This window comes from Microbacterium sp. ARD31, assembly GCF_031844425.1.
Window position 1 is genome coordinate 109214 of the sequence record NZ_JAUZVE010000018.1, and the last position, 15949, is coordinate 125162.

Genomic DNA, 15949 nt, shown 5'->3' on the forward strand with positions numbered 1-15949 from the left:
CGCGAGGAAGTGCCCGGTCAGCGCCGGCCAGCGCGAGGAAGTGCCCGGTCAGCCGATCAGAGGCGGCGGGCCTGCAGGATCCGGCCGAGCACGAACGAGTTGGACCGCAGCTGGTTGCGGGCGTAGGCCATCAGGCTCTCGTCGTCCGCAGCCCGCTCGGCGGCCGCGAGAAAGGCCTCGTCGCCCGCGCCGAGGGGGTACATCGCGCGGATCGTCAGCCCCTGGTTGAGCAGCCCGCCCTTGAGCGTGTGCAGCTCGTCGAGGTAGCGGTGGGTGAACGGCGCCAGCAGCTCGGCCTGCCCGGGGCGCCAGAACGTCGAGCCGAGCACGAGCGTCTCCCGGCTGGCCGGCACGGCATAGTCGACGAAGAACGCCCGCCAGACCTCCTCCTTGGCCTCCACGGTCGGGTGCGCGGCGAGCACGGCGAGGCGACGCATGCCGGCGTCGGGATCCGGGTCGGCCTCGAGCAGGGCCTTGACCCGCGCCTCGTCGTAGTCGCCGAGCTCGGAGCGGCGTACGGCGATGCGCCAGGCGAGGTCGAGGTCGGTCGCCTGCCCGGCGGCCTCCTCGAGCACCGACCAGTGCTCGTCGGTCGACGCGGACGCGGCGAGGGTGCGGAGCGCGGCCTGCCGGGCGTCGGGGACCGCCACGAGGCCGACGGCGGCGTCGGCGAGGGCACGCAGCAGCGCGGGGGACTCCGCGGCGGGGGCCCACCGGTCGGCGACCTGCAGCGCCTGGCCCAGGAACGGCTCGATGAGTGCCGGGCTGGTTTCCGTGGTGAGCGCCCGGGTCAGGGCCGCGGACACGTCGCGAGGGGCGACGTCGCCGAGCAGCAGCAGCTGGCCGGCGGTCGCGGCGACGAGGGCGCGGTCGAGCGGGTCGGTGAGCTGCTGGACGCGCTGGAGCATGTGCTCCAGGGAGGTGGCGTCGGGCTTGATCGCTGCGAAGGTGTAGTCGCCGGCGTTGACCAGGCGGAGGTCCCCGGCGGGGAGCTCGACCGACGTCCGCTGCCCGCCGACCTCGTGGGAGGACCGGCCGACGAGCGTGAGGTCGTCACCGGTGGTGTCGAAGACCGCGATGTCGAGGCGGTGCGGGCGGGGCTCCTGGTCGTCGGTGGTCTCCACGACGAGCTCGTCGCCGACCAGCGAGATCACGTCGGTGCCCGCCTCGTCGAGCCAGGCCTTGGTCCAGGCCGACAGGTCGCGGCCCGAGGCGCGCGCGTAGCAGTCCATCAGGTCGTCGAGGCGCGTGTTGGAGAAGGCGTAGCGGCTGAAGTAGTCGCGCAGTCCCGCGACGAACGCGTCCTCGCCGATGTAGGCCACCAGCTGGTGCAGCACGCTCTGGCCCTTGACGTAGGTGATGGCGTCGAAGTTCGACATCGCCGCCGACACGTCGGGGACGTCGCTGCGGATCGGGTGCCGCGCCGGGCTCATGTCCATCTCGTAGGCGGTGCGCTTCGAGGCGGCGAGGAAGGTCGCCCACTGGTCGCTGAACTCCGTGGCCCCGGCCATGCCCCAGTTGGCGGCCCAGGACGCGAAGGCCTCGTTGAGCCAGAGGTCGTCCCACCACTGCATGGTGACCAGGTCGCCGAACCACATGTGGGCCATCTCGTGGAGGATGAACTCGGCCCGGACGCCGCGCTGGGCGTGGGTCGGAGGCGTGCGGAACAGCTGCCCGTCGCCGTAGGTCACGCAGCCCCAGTTCTCCATAGCGCCGCCGAGGTTGGGGACGAAGACCTGGTCGTAGCGCTCCTGCGGGAACGGGAAGTCGAACTGCTCGCCGAAGAAGGCCAGTCCCTGGCGGGTGAGGGTGACGAGCTCGTCGAGGTCGCGCTCCAGCACGGGGACCAGCGACTGGCGGCAGTAGAAGCCCAGGTCGTAGCCGTCGTGCTGCTGCCGGACCTCGTGGAAGGGCCCTGCGTTGACCACGACGACGTACGTCGACAGGCGGGGCGTGTCGGGGAAGGTCCAGACCCGGGCGTCGTCGGTCTCGGCGTCGACCACCGACTCGGGGGCGCCGTTGGAGGTGACCAGCCAGGACGCCGGGGCGGTGACGGTAAAGCGGTGCGGTGCCTTGAGGTCGGGCTGGTCGAAGCACGCCCAGACCCTCCGTGCCTCGTCGGGCTCGAGGCTGGTCCAGACGTAGACGAGCTTGTCGGTGGGGTCGACGGTGCGGAGGATGCCCTCGCCGCTGCCGGTGTTGGTGGTGCTCGCCTCGACGACGAGGACGTTGACCTCGGCGAGCGGAGGGAGCGGGAGGCGGCCGTCGGCGGCCGTCGAGACGTCGACCTCCACGCCGTTCAGCGTCGCGCGCGCGACGTCCATCGCGACGTCCACGAAGGTCGTCGCGCCGGGCTCGGAGCAGGTGAAGGTGATCGTGCTGACCGACGACCACACCTCGCCCTCGAGCAGCCCGGTCATGTCGACCGCGATGTCGTAGCGCTGCACCTCGAGCAGGGCGGAACGGGTGGCTGCTTCGTGCCTGGTGAGGGTCGACAACGTCATACGGCTGACCGTACTCACCCTGTCCATCCGCGCTAGCGTGCGGGGCATGTCGCACCCGACCGCACCCGACGCCGGAGAACGTCCCGCCGAGCCGCTGGCCGACCGGCCGATGTCCTGGCCCGTCGTGGAGACCCGTGACCTGCACCGCGACGACTGGGTGGTGGCGCTGCGTGAGGACACCATCAGCCGCCCCGGTCACGACGAGCGCTTCAGCCGGATCAGCCTCGAGCACCCGGGTGCGGTCGTCGTGCTGGCCGTGGACGCCGAGGAGCGGGTGATGTGCCTGCGGCAGTACCGCCACACCAGCGGCCACGAGTTCGTCGAGCTGCCCGCCGGGCTGCGCGACGCGGGCGACGAGCCCGCGGTGGAGACCGCGAAGCGAGAGCTGCGCGAGGAGGTGGAGCTCGACGCCGCCGACTGGCGGCTGCTGCTGAGCACCTACTCCAGTGCCGGCATCACCGACGAGGTGCACGAGATCTTCCTGGCCCGCGACCTCACGCACGCCCCGCGCGGCGACTTCGAGATGCGCCACGAGGAGGCCGAGATGGAGCGCTTCTGGGTGCCCTACGCCGACCTGCTCGAGGCGGTGCTCGACGGCCGGGTCCGCCAGGGGCCGCTCGTGCAGGCGGTGCTGGCGTACGCCGTGCTGAGGAGCCGGGGCACCCTGGACGCCGGATGACCCGGCCCGGGAGTAGTGTCATCCCGCTGTGAGGCGGGCCACACCGTGGTGGCCGCCCCGATCCCTGAGGAGCAAGGCATGAAGGTCGGCGTACCCAAGGAAGTCAAGAACCGCGAGTACCGCGTGGCCCTGACCCCCATCGGTGTGCACGAGCTGGTCCAGCACGGCCACGAGGTCGTCGTGCAGAAGAGCGCCGGCGAGGGGTCGCTGATCCCCGACGCCGAGTACGCCGCTGCCGGCGCGACGCTCCTCGACACCGCCGACGACGTGTGGGGCATCGCCGACATGATCCTCAAGGTCAAGGAGCCGGTCGCGGAGGAGTACGAGCGGATGCGTGAGGGCCAGACGCTCTTCACCTACCTCCACCTCGCCGCCGACAAGCCCCTCACCGAGGAGCTCCTGCAGCGCAAGGTGACCGCCATCGCCTACGAGACGGTCCAGCTGCCCTCCGGCGGCCTGCCGCTGCTGTACCCGATGTCCGAGGTGGCCGGCTGCCTCGCGCCCCAGGTCGGCGCGTACTCGCTGATGAAGGCCAACGGTGGCCGCGGCGTGCTGATGGGCGGCGTCGGCGGCGTGGCCAACGCCAAGGTCGTCATCATCGGTGCCGGCGTCTCCGGGCAGAACGCTGCGAACATCGCCCTCGGCATGGGCGCCGACGTGACCCTGCTCGACACCGACCTCGACAAGCTGCGGATGTCGTTCTGGCGCTACAACAACCGCGTCCACGGCCTCGCCTCCTCCAAGCTCGCCATCGAGCAGCAGGTGATGGAGGCCGACATGGTGATCGGCGCCGTGCTGATCCCGGGCGCGGCCGCGCCCAAGCTGGTGAGCAACGAGCTGGTCTCGCGGATGAAGCCGGGCTCGGTGCTGGTGGACATCGCCATCGACCAGGGCGGCTGCTTCGAGGATTCGCACGCCACCACCCACGACGACCCGACCTACGAGGTGCACGACTCGGTCTTCTACTGCGTGGCCAACATGCCCGGCGCGGTGCCGAACACCTCGACGTACGCGCTGACCAACGCGACGCTGCCCTACGCGGTCGCGCTGGCCGACAAGGGTTGGGAGCAGGCGCTGCGCGACGACCGCAGCCTCGCGCTCGGCCTCAACACGCACGCGGGCCAGCTGACCAACGACCCCGTCGGCGCCGCCGTCGGCATCGAGTCGGTGGGCCTCGATACCGTTCTTGCGTGACGCTGCGCCGCGCCCTCCGCACCTACCTCGACCACCTCGCGGTCGAGCGCGGGCTCGCCGCCAACACGCTGAGCTCCTACACGCGTGACCTGGCCCGCTACGAGGAGTTCCTCGCGCGCCAGGGCACCGAGGACGTGGACGCGGTCACCGAGGCGATGGTGGCCGCGTTCCTCGTCGACCTGCGCGAGGGCAGCGAGGGGCATCCGCCGTTGAGCGCCACCTCGGCGGCGCGCACGGTCGTCGCAGTCCGGGGCTTCCACAAGTTCGCGGTCGCAGACGGGCTGGCGACGGCCGACCCGGCGGCCGCGGTCAAGCCGCCCACGCCGGCCAAGCGGCTGCCGAAGGCGCTGCCGCTCTCCGACGTCGAGGCGATCCTGGACGCGGCCGGGGCGCCCGACACCGTGCTGGCCCTGCGCGACCGGGCCCTGCTGGAGTTGCTCTACGGCACCGGCGCGCGCATCTCCGAGGCGGTCGGCCTCGACGTGGACGACCTCGACCCGGTCGACGGCACGGTCCTGCTGCGCGGCAAGGGGGGCAAGGAGCGGCTCGTCCCCGTCGGCACCTATGCGCGTGACGCGGTCGGCGCCTACCTCACCCGCGCCCGTCCCGAGCTCGTCGGCGCCGGCCGCGGCGGTCCGGCGTTGTTCCTCAACTCGCGCGGCGGGCGGCTGTCGCGGCAGAGCGCCTGGGCGGTGCTGGTGAAGGCAGCGGAGCGGGCCGGGGTGTCGGCCTCGGTGTCCCCGCACACGCTGCGGCACTCCTTCGCCACCCACCTGCTCGACGGTGGTGCTGACGTCCGGGTGGTGCAGGAGCTGCTCGGCCACGCCTCGGTCACGACCACGCAGGTCTACACGCTCGTCACCGTCGACAACCTGCGCGAGGTCTTCGCCACCGCGCACCCGCGGGCCCTCGAATGATCCGGTTGCGGCTGCTCGACGGGGTGTCGTGGGAGGGCACCCCGCTGCCGGGCGAGCGGGTCGGCGCGCTGCTGGCCGTGCTCGCCGACGAGCCGGCGGGGGTCCCCGACGCGCGGCTCGTCGAGGAGATCTGGCCCGACGCCGCGCCCGTGCACCCGGCCAAGGCGCTCCAGGTGCTGGTCTCGCGCACCCGGTCCGCCACGCTCGCCCGGGCCATCGACCGGCTCGACGGCGGCTACCGGCTCGGCCTCGGTGACGAGGAGGTCGACGCGCGAGCCCAGTCGGCGTCGCTGGCCGCGGCCCGCGCGGCGCTGGCCAGCGGCGACGCGGCGGAGGCGTTCCGGCTCGCCTCCGACGCGGCTGCGGTGGCCGTGGAGGCCACGGCGGGGTCCGAGCCGGTGGCGGCCCTGCGCCGGGCGGCGGCAGCACGTCGTACGGCCGCGCGGGAGGTCGCCGCCCTCGCCGCGGCCCGGCTCGGTCGCCACGCCGAGGCGCGCGACGAGCTGCTCGCCGCCCACCAGCGCTGGCCCGACGACACCGACGTGCTCGTCGCCCTGCTGCGGGCGGAGGCGGCCACCGCCGGACCGGCCGTGGCGCTCACCCGCTTCGAGGCCTACCGCGCCGACCTCGCCGACCGCCTCGGCGTCGACCCCGACCCGGCGCTGCAGCGCCTGCACGGCGAGCTGCTCGCGGCCGACGACCCGGTGCGCAGCGGCCTGAGGTACGACGCCGCCGGGCTGCTCGGTCGCGAGCAGGACCTCGCCCGGCTGCGAGCGGCGCTGGCGGCGTCACGACTGGTCACGGTGCTGGGCCCGGGCGGCATCGGCAAGACGAGCATCGCCCAGGTGCTCGCACGCGAGTCAGCGCTTCCGCACGTGCACGTGGTCGAGCTGGTCGGCGTCGGCGCCGGTGACGACGTCGTCGTGGCGGTCGGTGCCGCGCTCGGCGTGCGCGGCTCGGTGACGTCCCGGTCGGGCCTGACCGTGGCCCGGCAGGCCGACGTGCGGGGACGGCTGGCCCAGGAGCTCGACGCCGGCCCCACGCTCCTCGTCCTGGACAACTGCGAGCACGTGCTCGAGCCGGTGGCCGCGCTGGTCGCGTTCCTGCTGGCGACCACCCGTGACCTGCAGGTGCTGGCGACCAGCCGGGCACCCCTGCGGCTGGCCGCGGAGCGGGTGGTGCCGCTGAGCCAGCTCTCGACCGACGACGCCGAGGAGCTCTTCGTCCGGCAGGCGTCCGCGGCGCGGCCCGACGCGGTGCTCGAGCCAGCGGCCGTGCGCGGGGTCGTCGACCGGCTCGACGGGCTGCCGCTGGCGGTCGAGCTCGCCGCGGCACGGGTGCGCACGATGACGGTGGCCGAGGTCTCGGCGGCGCTCGACGACCGGTTCGCGACCCTGCGCAGCCGCGACCGGAGCATGCCCGACCGGCATCGCACCCTCGAGGCGGTGATCGGGTGGTCGTGGGACCTGCTCGACGACGACGAGCGTCGCGCGCTGGCGTGGCTGTCGGTCTTCCAGGACGGCTTCGACCGGTCCACGGCCCTGTCGGTGCTGGGCCCGGACGGGTCCGACCTGGTCGACACCCTCGTCGAGCAGTCGCTGCTGGTGATCGGCGAGGACGGCGGTGCGGCACGTTTCCGGGCGTTGGAGACGATCCGCGAGTTCGCGGCCGCCCGGCTGTCCCGCACCGGTGAGCAGGCGGACGCGGCCGAGGCGCAGCGCCGGTGGGCGCGCGAGCTGGCCGAGCGCTGCGCCGACCTCGTCCTCGACGACGACCAGGTGGCGACGGTCGACGCCCTGGTGCGCGAGCAGAACAACCTCACCGACGTGCTCCGCCAGGCGTTGTCGCTGGGCGACCGTGGGCTCGTCGCCCGCCTGGTGGCGTTGCTGGGCAGCCTCTGGACGGTCACCGGCGACCAGCCCCGCATCTTCGCCGTCTGCGACGCCGCCGCCGAGCTGCTGGCCGGGTGGGACGTGCCGGCCGACCTCCGCCCAGCCGCACAGGACGCCGCGGGCGTGCTGATGATCCACCTCAGCTGGATGCCGGGCGCCGACCTCGCCGGCCTCCGCGGCCTGCTGACGCAGGGGGACACGCCCACCGGGCCCTGGGGCCTGATCGCGCACAGCGTCTACGTCGCGGACGGACCCGCGCCGCAGCGGCTCGCGGAGGTGGCGTCGCAGCAGTCGCGACCCGCCCTGGCAGCGGCGCTGCTGCTGTGGGCGGCCATCGTCGCGGAGAACGCCGGCGACGTCGACGCCGCCCGCGGCTACGCCGAGGAGGCGCTCGGCGGGCCGCTGCCGCCGTACCTCCGGGCCTCGCTGCACGCCGAGCTGAGCCAGCTCGCGATCGCGGTCGGCGACCACCACCGGGCGGCGCACCACGCCGAGATCGCCTGGCCGCTGCTCAGCCGCGTGCACGCCGAGACCGACGCCTACAGCCTGCAGGTGGCCACGGCGATCGCGCCGCTGCTCGACGGTGACGTGGACCGGGCGGCTGCGATGCTCGAGAGGTTCGGTCCGCCGGACGGCGACACCGCACAGATGGGCGCCCGGTTGACCTGGCAGACCGCGCACGCCGAGCTCGCGCTCGCGCGCGGCGAGCATGCCGAAGCGCTACGCCGCTATGACGGCGTCGTCGAGCTGGTCCTGGACTCCGACCCCGGCATGGGGGCCTCGCCCTGGCTGGCCCTGGCCGCGTCGGCCGCGCTGGTCAGCCGCGCACGCCACGGCACGGCCGACGTCGACCCGAGGGCCGACGAGCTGCGCGACATGGTGATGGGCGAGAGGCTCGCCACCCCGGACGGCACGCTCTGGTTCACCGACCTGCCGTTGAACGGCGTGCTGCTGGTGGCCCTGGCGACGTGGGTGCTGCGCTTCGGGCCGCCGGAGCAGCACGAGGACGGCGTACGCCTCCTCGCCACGGCCCAGCGCTGGGCCTACAACCGCAGCATCCCGGTGATGGGGTGGGACGCCGTGCGGGCGATGGCCGACGGCGTGCTGCCGGGGCGGGTGGACCAGCTCGTCGAGGAGCTGTCCGCCCGCCCCGCCGCGGACCTGGTGCCGGAGACCGCCGCGGTCGTCGACCGCCTGCGGCGCACCTGGTCCGGGGACCGGCTCACATCTTCCGGTTGAACGCCCGCACCGACAGCGGCGCGAAGACCGCGATCACCACGGAGCAGCCCAGCAGCGCCCACCCGACGTCGCCGGTGACCGCGCCGTCGTTGGCCAGGTCGCGGATCGCGGTGATGACCAGGGACACCGGGTTGACCTCGGCGAAGGCCCGCAGCGGGCCGGGCATCGTGTCGGTCGGGACGAAGGCGTTCGACAGGAACGTCAGCGGGAACATCACGAGCAGGGAGATCCCCTGCACGGCCTGGGCGTTGCGACCCACGATGCCGAACATGGTGAAGATCCAGGCCAGCGACCAGCCGGCGAGCATGGCGAGCAGGATCGCGCCCGCCACGCCGAGCACGCCGCCGCCGGGGCGGTAGCCGATCGCGATCCCCACGGCGAAGGTGAGCGCCGAGGCGATGAAGTAGCGAAGCAGGTCGGCGACCATCGGTCCTGCCAGTGGTGCGATCCGGGCGATCGGGAGCACCTTGAAGCGGTCGAAGACGCCGGTGTCCATGTCGGTGCGCAGCTGGACGCCCGTCGCCACGCACGCGGTCAGCACGGTCTGGCCGATCAGGCCGGGGATGATCAGCGGGAGGTAGCTGTCGACGTCACCGGAGATCGCCCCGCCGAAGATGTAGGCGAACATGCCGGTGAAGACGAGCGGCTGGATGGTGACGTCGAACATCACCTCCATGCTCCGGCGCATCTTCATGGTCGCGCGCCAGGCGAGGGTGAGGGTCTGGCTCAGCGTGTCGGCCAGGCTGACCCGCGGCGGGATCACGATGTCCGCGGGGTCGGTCACGGTCAGGTCCGTGGTCAGTGCAGTCATCGGGAGGCCTCCATCAGCTCGGGCTCGTCGGTGCCGGCGGAGTCGTCCTGCGCCGGGTGGTCCTGGGTGTCGTGTCCGGTCAGCGCCAGGAAGACCTCGTCGAGCGACGGCTTCTGGACGGTCACCGACTCGATGGCGACCCCGCGGTCGCGGAGGGCGACCAGCACGTCGACGGACTGGTCGGTGCGGGTCAGCGGCACGTTGACCCGGCGGGCCTCGGGGGAGGGCACGGCCTCCTCGCCGAGGAGCCGGCGTACCTCGTCGGCAACCGTCCCCAGGTCGGCGGCGTCGGCGACCTGCAGCTGCAGCGTCGACTGCCCGACCGACGACTTCAGCTGGTCCGCGGTGCCCTCGGCGACCTTGCGACCTCGGTCGATGACCGCGATCCGGTCGGCGAGCTGGTCGGCCTCGTCGAGGTACTGCGTGGTGAGCAGCACCGTGCAGCCCGAGCGCACGAGGTCGCGGATGGTCTCCCACATCTGCCCGCGGGTGCGCGGGTCCAGGCCGCTCGTCGGCTCGTCGAGGAAGATCAGCGGGGGTCGGGTGAGCAGGCTGGCCGCCAGGTCGAGACGGCGCCGCATGCCGCCGGAGAAGGCGGAGATCGGCTTGGTGGCCGCGTCGGTCAGGTCGAACTGCTCCAGGAGCTCGGCGCCTCGGGTGCGGGCGTCGCTGCGGGACATGCCCTGGAGCCGTGCGAAGAGCCAGAGGTTCTCGGTCGCGGTGAGGTTCTCGTCGACGGAGGCGTACTGGCCGGTGACGCCGAGCAGGCGTCGTACGGCGTGGGGCTCGGCGGCGACGTCGTGGCCGAAGACCTCGGCGCGGCCGTCGTCGATGCGCAGCAGGGTGGCGAGCATCCGCAGCATCGTCGTCTTGCCGGCGCCGTTGGGCCCGAGGACGCCGAAGACCTCGCCGCGGCGGACCTCGAGGTCGATGCCGTCGACGGCGCGCTGGTCGCCGAACTGCTTCACGAGCCCGGTGGCCCGGACGGCCGGGTCGCGGTCGGAGCCCGGTCGGAGGGTGGTGTCAGTGGTCATGGCGGCAAGCGTGGTCGCGACCGGTTTCACCGCGGTTGCGCGGCGCCTTCACCGCTGAAACCCGGCGGATGGTTGGATCGGCCCCATGCCGGACCACGTCGCACGCCTCGACACCCGCGTGCCGACCGGCGCGGACCCCGACACCGTGTACGACGCGTACGCCGGCTGGGTGGCCGACCAGGGCCTCGAGCTCTACCCGCACCAGGACGAGGCCGTCATCGAGCTGCTCGGCGGCAACCACGTCGTCCTCGCCACCCCGACCGGGTCGGGGAAGTCGCTGGTCGCGATCGGCGCCCACGTCGCCGCCCTGGCGCGCGACGAGGTGAGCTTCTACGCCGCGCCGATCAAGGCGCTCGTGAGCGAGAAGTTCTTCGCGCTGATCGAGGTCTTCGGCGCCGACAACGTCGGGATGCTCACCGGCGACGCGGCGGTGAACCCGGACGCCCCGATCATCTGCTGCACCGCCGAGGTGCTCGCCAACATCGCGCTGCGCGAGGGCCGCGGTGCCGACGTCGGCCTCGTGGTGATGGACGAGTTCCACTTCTACGCAGAGCACGACCGGGGGTGGGCCTGGCAGGTGCCGCTGCTCGAGCTCGTCGACGCGCAGTTCCTCCTGATGTCGGCGACCCTGGGCGACGTCTCGTTCCTCGTCGAGGACCTGTTGCGTCGCACCGGGCGCGACACGGCGGTCGTCGACGACGCGGAGCGCCCGGTCCCGCTGAGCTTCCGCTGGTCGATGGAGCCGCTCGACGACACCCTCGAGGAGCTGGTCAGCACCGGGCAGGACCCCGTCTACGTCGTCCACTTCACCCAGGCGGCCGCCGTCGAGCACGCCACCAACCTGCTGCGTTCGCGCCTGGTGACGGCCGGAGGCGGCCTCAAGGTCGACAAGGAGGCGATCACCGAGCGGATCGGCGCCTTCCGCTTCGGCGCGGGCTTCGGCAAGACCCTGTCGCGCCTGGTGCGCAACGGCGTCGGGGTGCACCACGCGGGCATGCTGCCGAAGTACCGCAGGCTGGTCGAGACGCTCGCCCAGGCGGGATTGCTGCGCGTCATCTGCGGCACCGACACCCTCGGGGTGGGGATCAACGTGCCGATCCGCACGGTGCTGTTCACCGGGCTGGCCAAGTTCGACGGGAACCGCCAGCGGGTGCTCCGGACGCGGGAGTTCCAGCAGATCGCCGGCCGCGCCGGCCGGGCGGGCTTCGACACGGCCGGCTACGTGGTCGTCCAGGCGCCGGAGCACGTGATCGAGAACGAGCAGGCCAAGGCGAAGGCGGCCGCACGCGTGGCGGCCGGGAAGAAGAAGTCCAAGGCGCAGCTGAAGAAGCCGGCGGAGGGAACGGTCGTGTGGACCGAGCAGACCTTCGACAAGCTGGTGGCGGGGGAGCCCGAGCGCCTCGCCAGCAGGATGAAGGTCGACAACGCGATGCTGGTCAACGTGATCTCCCGCGAGGAGGACGCGTTCGCGGTGATGCGGCGGCTGCTGACCGACAACCACGAGGAGCACCGCCAGCAGCTGCGCCTGGCCCGGCGGGCGCTGCGGCTCTCGCGCTCGCTCGTGCGCACCGGCATCGTGACCCGCCTCGACGAGGTCGACTCGTTCGGCCGCCGCTACGTGCTCAGCGCCGACGTGCCCGACGACTTCGCGCTCAACCAGCCGCTCGCGCACTTCGCGCTCGCCGCCTTCGACGTCCTCGACCCGGAGGCGGAGACCTACGGGCTCGACGTGGTGTCCGTGGTCGAGGCGGTCCTCGAGGCGCCGCGCCAGATCCTGATGGCCCAGCAGCACGCCGCGCGGGGCGAGGCCATCAGCGAGATGAAGGCCGACGGCCTCGAGTACGACGAGCGGATGGCGCTGCTGGAGGAGATCACGTGGCCGCAGCCGCTCCGCGAGCTCCTCGAGGCGCTCTACGAGACCTACCGCCAGACCCACCCCTGGCTCCCGGAGGACGCGCTGGGGCCGAAGTCCGTCGTCCGGGAGATGTGGGAGCACGGGATGGGCTTCACCGACTTCGTCGGCCGCTACCAGCTCGCCCGCTCCGAGGGACTGGTGCTGCGCTACCTCACCGACGCCTACCGGACGCTGCGCCAGACGGTCCCGGAGGCGCACCGCGCCCCGGAGGTCGAGGACGTCATCGAGTGGCTGGGCGAGACCGTCCGCCAGACCGACTCCTCACTGCTCGACGAGTGGGAGGCGCTCTCCGACCCCGACCACGTCTCGTCGGCCGTCGCTCACCACGAGCCGCCGCCCCCACCGCGACCGCTCTCGCGGCAGGAGCGACCGTTCCGGGTGATGGTGCGCAACGCGATGTGGGCCCGGGTCGAGGCCTTCGCGCGCGACGACCTCGACACCCTCGTGCGCCTCGAGCGGGCGGCGGCCGATCGCACCGACCCACCCCGGGAGGTCGCGGTGGGTCGGTCGGTGTGGGACGCGGCGCTCGAGGACTACTACGGCGACCACGACACGGTGCTGACCGACGCCGACGCCCGCGGCCCCGACCTGCTGGTGGTGGGGGAGGAGCGCACCGGGGAGCCCGTTGGTGCCGAGGAGGGCACGACCGCCCGCGTCCGCGACGTACGGCAGACGATCCACGACCCTGCGGGCGACCACGACTGGGTGATCGAGGCGGTGGTGGACTGCGACGCCACCGACGAGGCCGGCGAGCTCGTGCTGGCGACGCGGATGGTGCGCCGCCTCTGAGCCGGCCGGGTCCCGTCGGGGCCCGGCGCTCAGCCCTCGACGGCCTCGATCACGGCCCGGACCACCTCTGCGACCGGCTCGGAGACGTCGAACACCTCGCCCTCCTCGTCCTCGCCGAGCGGCTCGAGGGTGTCGAACTGGGACTGGAGCAGCGAGGGCGGCATGAAGTGGTCGCGCGCCTCCATCCGCTCGAGGAGCACCTCGAACGGCGCGGCGAGGTGCACGAAGAAGACGGAACCCTCCGGCACCCCCGCACGCAGCACGTCGCGGTAGGACCGCTTGAGCGCCGAGCACGTGAGCACGCTCGAGACGCCGTCGGCGTGGTGGAAGGCCAGCAGCCGGCCGAGCACCTCCAGCCACGGGCGACGGTCGTCGTCGTCGAGCGGGATCCCCGCGGACATCTTCGCGATGTTCGCCTCCGGGTGGAGGCTGTCACCCTCGATGAAGCGCCAGCCGAAGCGGTCGGCGAGCTCCTCGGCGACGGTGGTCTTGCCCGTGCCGGAGACGCCCATCACCACCAGGTGGCGCGGTGCGTCGCCGGGTCCGCTGCGGCGGCCGGGCCCGGAGCTAGTCTGCTCGTCGTGTCGACCGCCCACAGCACCGTGCTCGCCGAGCTGGGTCCCCGCATCGTCCGCGGCGACCTGCCGGTCGGCGCCGTGATCACCCTCGAGTGGCTCGGAGAGGCGTACGGCGTCTCCCGCACCGTGGCCCGCGAGGTGGTGCAGGTCCTGGTGTCGATGGGGCTGGTAGAGAGCCGGCGCCGCACCGGCGTACGGATCCTGCCGCACGAGCGGTGGGACGACTTCGACCCCGCCGTGATCAGGTGGCGCCTCGGCGGCGCCGACCGGGTGGCGCACCTGCACCAGCTGGCCGAGCTGCGCGCCGCCGTCGAGCCCGCGTCCGCCGCCCTCGCCGCCCTGCACGCCGACGACGCGCAGCGCTCGGAGATCGTGCGCATCGCCGAGGACATGGAGGACTCGGGGGCCGCGGGAGACCTGCGCACCTTCCTCGAGCAGGACGTGGCCTTCCACCGGCTGCTGCTCCGCGCGTCGGGCAACGTGATGTTCGCCCGGCTCGGCGACGTGGTGGAGGAGGTGCTCCGCGGACGGACCGACCACGACCTGATGCCCCCCGAGCCCAAGCGCGAGGCGCGCCGGTTGCACCAGGTCGTGGCGGAGGCGGTCGCCGGGGGCGAGGCCGAGGTAGCCCGCTTCGCGATGACCGCGATCTGTGCTGAGGTCGTCTCCGACCTCGGCCACGCCCCCTGACCTCACAACAGCCCCGCCACCGGCCACAGCAGCGCGGCGATGGCGAACGCGGTGACGCCGAGCGTGGTCTCCATGACCGTCCACGTCTTCAGGGTGGTCTTCTCGTCCATCCCGAAGAACCGGCTCACGAGCCAGAAGCCCGAGTCGTTGACGTGGGAGAGCACGGTCGAGCCCGCCGCGATGGCGACGACGAGGAGGGTGAGCTCGACGTTGCCGAGCCCGCCGGCCTGCCCGGCGATCAGACCGGCGGTCGTCGTCAGCGCGACCGTGGCGGAGCCCTGGGCCACGCGCAGCGCCGTGGCGATCAGGAAGGCCTGCAGCAGCAGTGGGAGGCCGAGGTCGGAGAGCGAGGAGGTCAGCGCGTCACCGATGCCGCTGGTGCGCAGCACGCCGCCGAACATGCCGCCCGCGCCCGTGATCAGGATGATCGAGCAGATCGGGCCCAGTGACCGGTCGAGCACGTCCATCGTGTCCGACAGGGAGCCGGTCCGACGGCCGAGCACGCCGATGGCGACGAGCAGGCTGACGAGGAGGGCGACCGGCGTGTTGCCGAGCAGCTGGAGGAGCTCCACCCAGGTCTGGCCCTCGTCGAGCGCACCGCTGGTGACGAGCGTGGTGAGCACGGTGTTGGCCGAGATCAGGACCAGCGGCACCAGCAGCAGGCCGAGGACCGTGCCGAAGGAGGGGGGAGTGGCCGCCGGGCGGTCGGGGTCGGTGCCGCCGTCCATCTCGCCGAAGAGCACCGCCGGGACCGGGACGTCGTACCGGCGACCCAGCACGCGCGAGACGAGGTAGACGCCGACGTACCAGGACAGGACTGCCACGGGGACGCCGATGAGGAGGACGACGCCGATGTCGGCGCCCAGTGCGGTGCCGGCGGCGACCGGACCCGGGTGCGGCGGGACGATCGCGTGCATCGCGGCGAAGCCTCCGGCCGCGGGGAGGGCGTAGAAGAGGACCGAGCCGCCGAAGCGGCGGGCGACGGTGAGGATGATCGGCAGGAAGACGACCAGGCCCGCGTCGAAGAAGATCGGGAAACCGAAGATGAGGGCGGCCACGCCCAGCGCGAAGGGCGCGCGCTGCTCACCGAACCGGTTGATCAGGCTGTCGGCCAGCACCTGCGCACCACCGGTCACCTCGAGCAGGCGACCGAGCATCACCCCGAAGCCCACCAGCAGGGCGACCGCGCCCAGGGTGCTCCCGAAGCCGGCCAGGAGGGCGGTCGGGACGTCGGCGATCGGGATGCCGGCCGCGACGGCGGTGAGCAGGCTGACGAGGACCAGCGTGATGAAGGCGTGCAGGCGCACCTTCATCACGAGGAACAGCAGCAGGCCCACGGCGGCCGCGGCGATCAGCAGGAGGACGGGCGTGCTGTACGCCGGTTCGAGGTTGTCCATGCGGAGGGGCTCCCTTGGGGGATGGTGTGAGCGTCGTCACGGGTCTCCGGCATCCTCGTTGAAAGGTAGTACCTTTCGCAACCCCGGGACCGGCCCGAGGTCGTCGGGCGCCGTCGCGGACGGGTCGGGGGCTCGCGCCACCGGTGCACAGGTTTGTGCACAGGTGGCGCGTGCCTGTGCACTCCAGCGGGGCGGCGTGCACAGATTCCGGATGCTGCCTGTGGGACTGCCGGGCGGTGTTGTTGGCGCCTCTCCGACGGTCCTAGAGTCGCGCGAGGTCGTTCTCGGAACTGTCGACGTGTCGACAAAG

The 15949-nt window shown here is 72.8% G+C and carries 11 protein-coding genes; 6 read left to right on the forward strand and 5 right to left on the reverse strand.

What is annotated here, in order from left to right:
• Positions 1–56: 56 nt before the first annotated feature.
• Positions 57–2504, reverse strand: coding sequence for an aminopeptidase N (pepN, locus tag Q9S36_RS30060; RefSeq protein WP_311288505.1), 2448 nt, complete (start codon positions 2502–2504; stop codon positions 57–59).
• A 46-nt stretch (positions 2505–2550) separates the two neighbouring features.
• Here pepN and Q9S36_RS30065 point away from each other — a divergent pair, with 46 nt between their 5' ends.
• The 4 genes from Q9S36_RS30065 (at position 2551) to Q9S36_RS30080 (ending at position 8425) form a co-directional block, all read left to right on the forward strand.
• Entirely contained in the window at positions 2551–3183 is a 633-nt protein-coding gene (locus tag Q9S36_RS30065; RefSeq protein WP_311288506.1) for an NUDIX hydrolase, read from the forward strand.
• A 78-nt stretch (positions 3184–3261) separates the two neighbouring features.
• On the forward strand, positions 3262–4377 hold the full coding sequence (ald, locus tag Q9S36_RS30070; protein WP_311288507.1) for an alanine dehydrogenase: 1116 nt from the start codon (positions 3262–3264) through the stop codon (positions 4375–4377).
• Complete coding sequence (xerD, locus tag Q9S36_RS30075) at positions 4374–5294, forward strand: site-specific tyrosine recombinase XerD (RefSeq protein WP_311288508.1); 921 nt, start codon at positions 4374–4376, stop codon at positions 5292–5294. Before ald ends, xerD begins: the two co-directional genes overlap by 4 nt.
• 5 nt (positions 5295–5299) lie before the next feature.
• Positions 5300–8425, forward strand: a complete 3126-nt coding sequence (locus tag Q9S36_RS30080; RefSeq protein WP_311288509.1) for a BTAD domain-containing putative transcriptional regulator — start codon at positions 5300–5302, stop codon at positions 8423–8425.
• Here the strand turns inward: Q9S36_RS30080 and Q9S36_RS30085 are convergent.
• The gene (locus tag Q9S36_RS30085) at positions 8409–9236 is read right to left on the reverse strand and encodes an ABC transporter permease (protein WP_311288510.1); all 828 of its coding nucleotides are present in this window, start codon (positions 9234–9236) and stop codon (positions 8409–8411) included. The two genes, Q9S36_RS30080 and Q9S36_RS30085, sit on opposite strands and share 17 nt — an antisense overlap.
• Positions 9233–10270 carry an ATP-binding cassette domain-containing protein gene (locus Q9S36_RS30090; RefSeq protein WP_311288511.1) on the reverse strand — a complete coding sequence of 346 codons (1038 nt, stop codon included), beginning with the start codon at positions 10268–10270 and terminating at the stop codon, positions 9233–9235. The genes Q9S36_RS30085 and Q9S36_RS30090 overlap by 4 nt, the downstream gene beginning before the upstream one ends.
• An 85-nt stretch (positions 10271–10355) precedes the next feature.
• On the opposite strand from Q9S36_RS30090, the gene Q9S36_RS30095 reads away from it, so the two are divergent.
• A complete protein-coding gene (locus tag Q9S36_RS30095) occupies positions 10356–12974 on the forward strand; it encodes a DUF3516 domain-containing protein (protein ID WP_311288512.1) in 2619 nt (872 codons plus the stop codon).
• A gap of 29 nt (positions 12975–13003) precedes the next feature.
• On the opposite strand, the gene Q9S36_RS30100 is transcribed toward Q9S36_RS30095, so the two are convergent.
• The gene (locus Q9S36_RS30100) at positions 13004–13570 is read right to left on the reverse strand and encodes a gluconokinase (RefSeq protein ID WP_311288513.1); all 567 of its coding nucleotides are present in this window, start codon (positions 13568–13570) and stop codon (positions 13004–13006) included.
• Between Q9S36_RS30100 and Q9S36_RS30105 the strand changes: the two genes are divergently transcribed.
• Entirely contained in the window at positions 13556–14242 is a 687-nt protein-coding gene (locus tag Q9S36_RS30105) for an FCD domain-containing protein (protein ID WP_311288514.1), read from the forward strand. The two genes, Q9S36_RS30100 and Q9S36_RS30105, sit on opposite strands and share 15 nt — an antisense overlap.
• A 2-nt stretch (positions 14243–14244) precedes the next feature.
• Here Q9S36_RS30105 and Q9S36_RS30110 read toward each other — a convergent pair whose 3' ends face one another.
• Positions 14245–15639: a gluconate:H+ symporter gene (locus Q9S36_RS30110; protein ID WP_311288515.1), complete on the reverse strand. Its 1395-nt coding sequence runs from the start codon at positions 15637–15639 to the stop codon at positions 14245–14247.
• Between the last annotated feature and the right edge of the window lie 310 nt (positions 15640–15949).

What these genes read in the sequence shown, in the direction of transcription:
- ald (WP_311288507.1), top strand. Translation starts at nt 3,262, where the DNA reads ATGAAGGTCGGCGTACCCAAGGAAGTCAAGAACCGCGAGTACCGCGTG.
- pepN (WP_311288505.1), bottom strand. Translation starts at nt 2,504, where the DNA reads ATGACGTTGTCGACCCTCACCAGGCACGAAGCAGCCACCCGTTCCGCC.
- Q9S36_RS30095 (WP_311288512.1), top strand. Translation starts at nt 10,356, where the DNA reads ATGCCGGACCACGTCGCACGCCTCGACACCCGCGTGCCGACCGGCGCG.
- Q9S36_RS30065 (WP_311288506.1), top strand. Translation starts at nt 2,551, where the DNA reads ATGTCGCACCCGACCGCACCCGACGCCGGAGAACGTCCCGCCGAGCCG.
- Q9S36_RS30110 (WP_311288515.1), bottom strand. Translation starts at nt 15,639, where the DNA reads ATGGACAACCTCGAACCGGCGTACAGCACGCCCGTCCTCCTGCTGATC.
- Q9S36_RS30090 (WP_311288511.1), bottom strand. Translation starts at nt 10,270, where the DNA reads ATGACCACTGACACCACCCTCCGACCGGGCTCCGACCGCGACCCGGCC.
- Q9S36_RS30085 (WP_311288510.1), bottom strand. Translation starts at nt 9,236, where the DNA reads ATGACTGCACTGACCACGGACCTGACCGTGACCGACCCCGCGGACATC.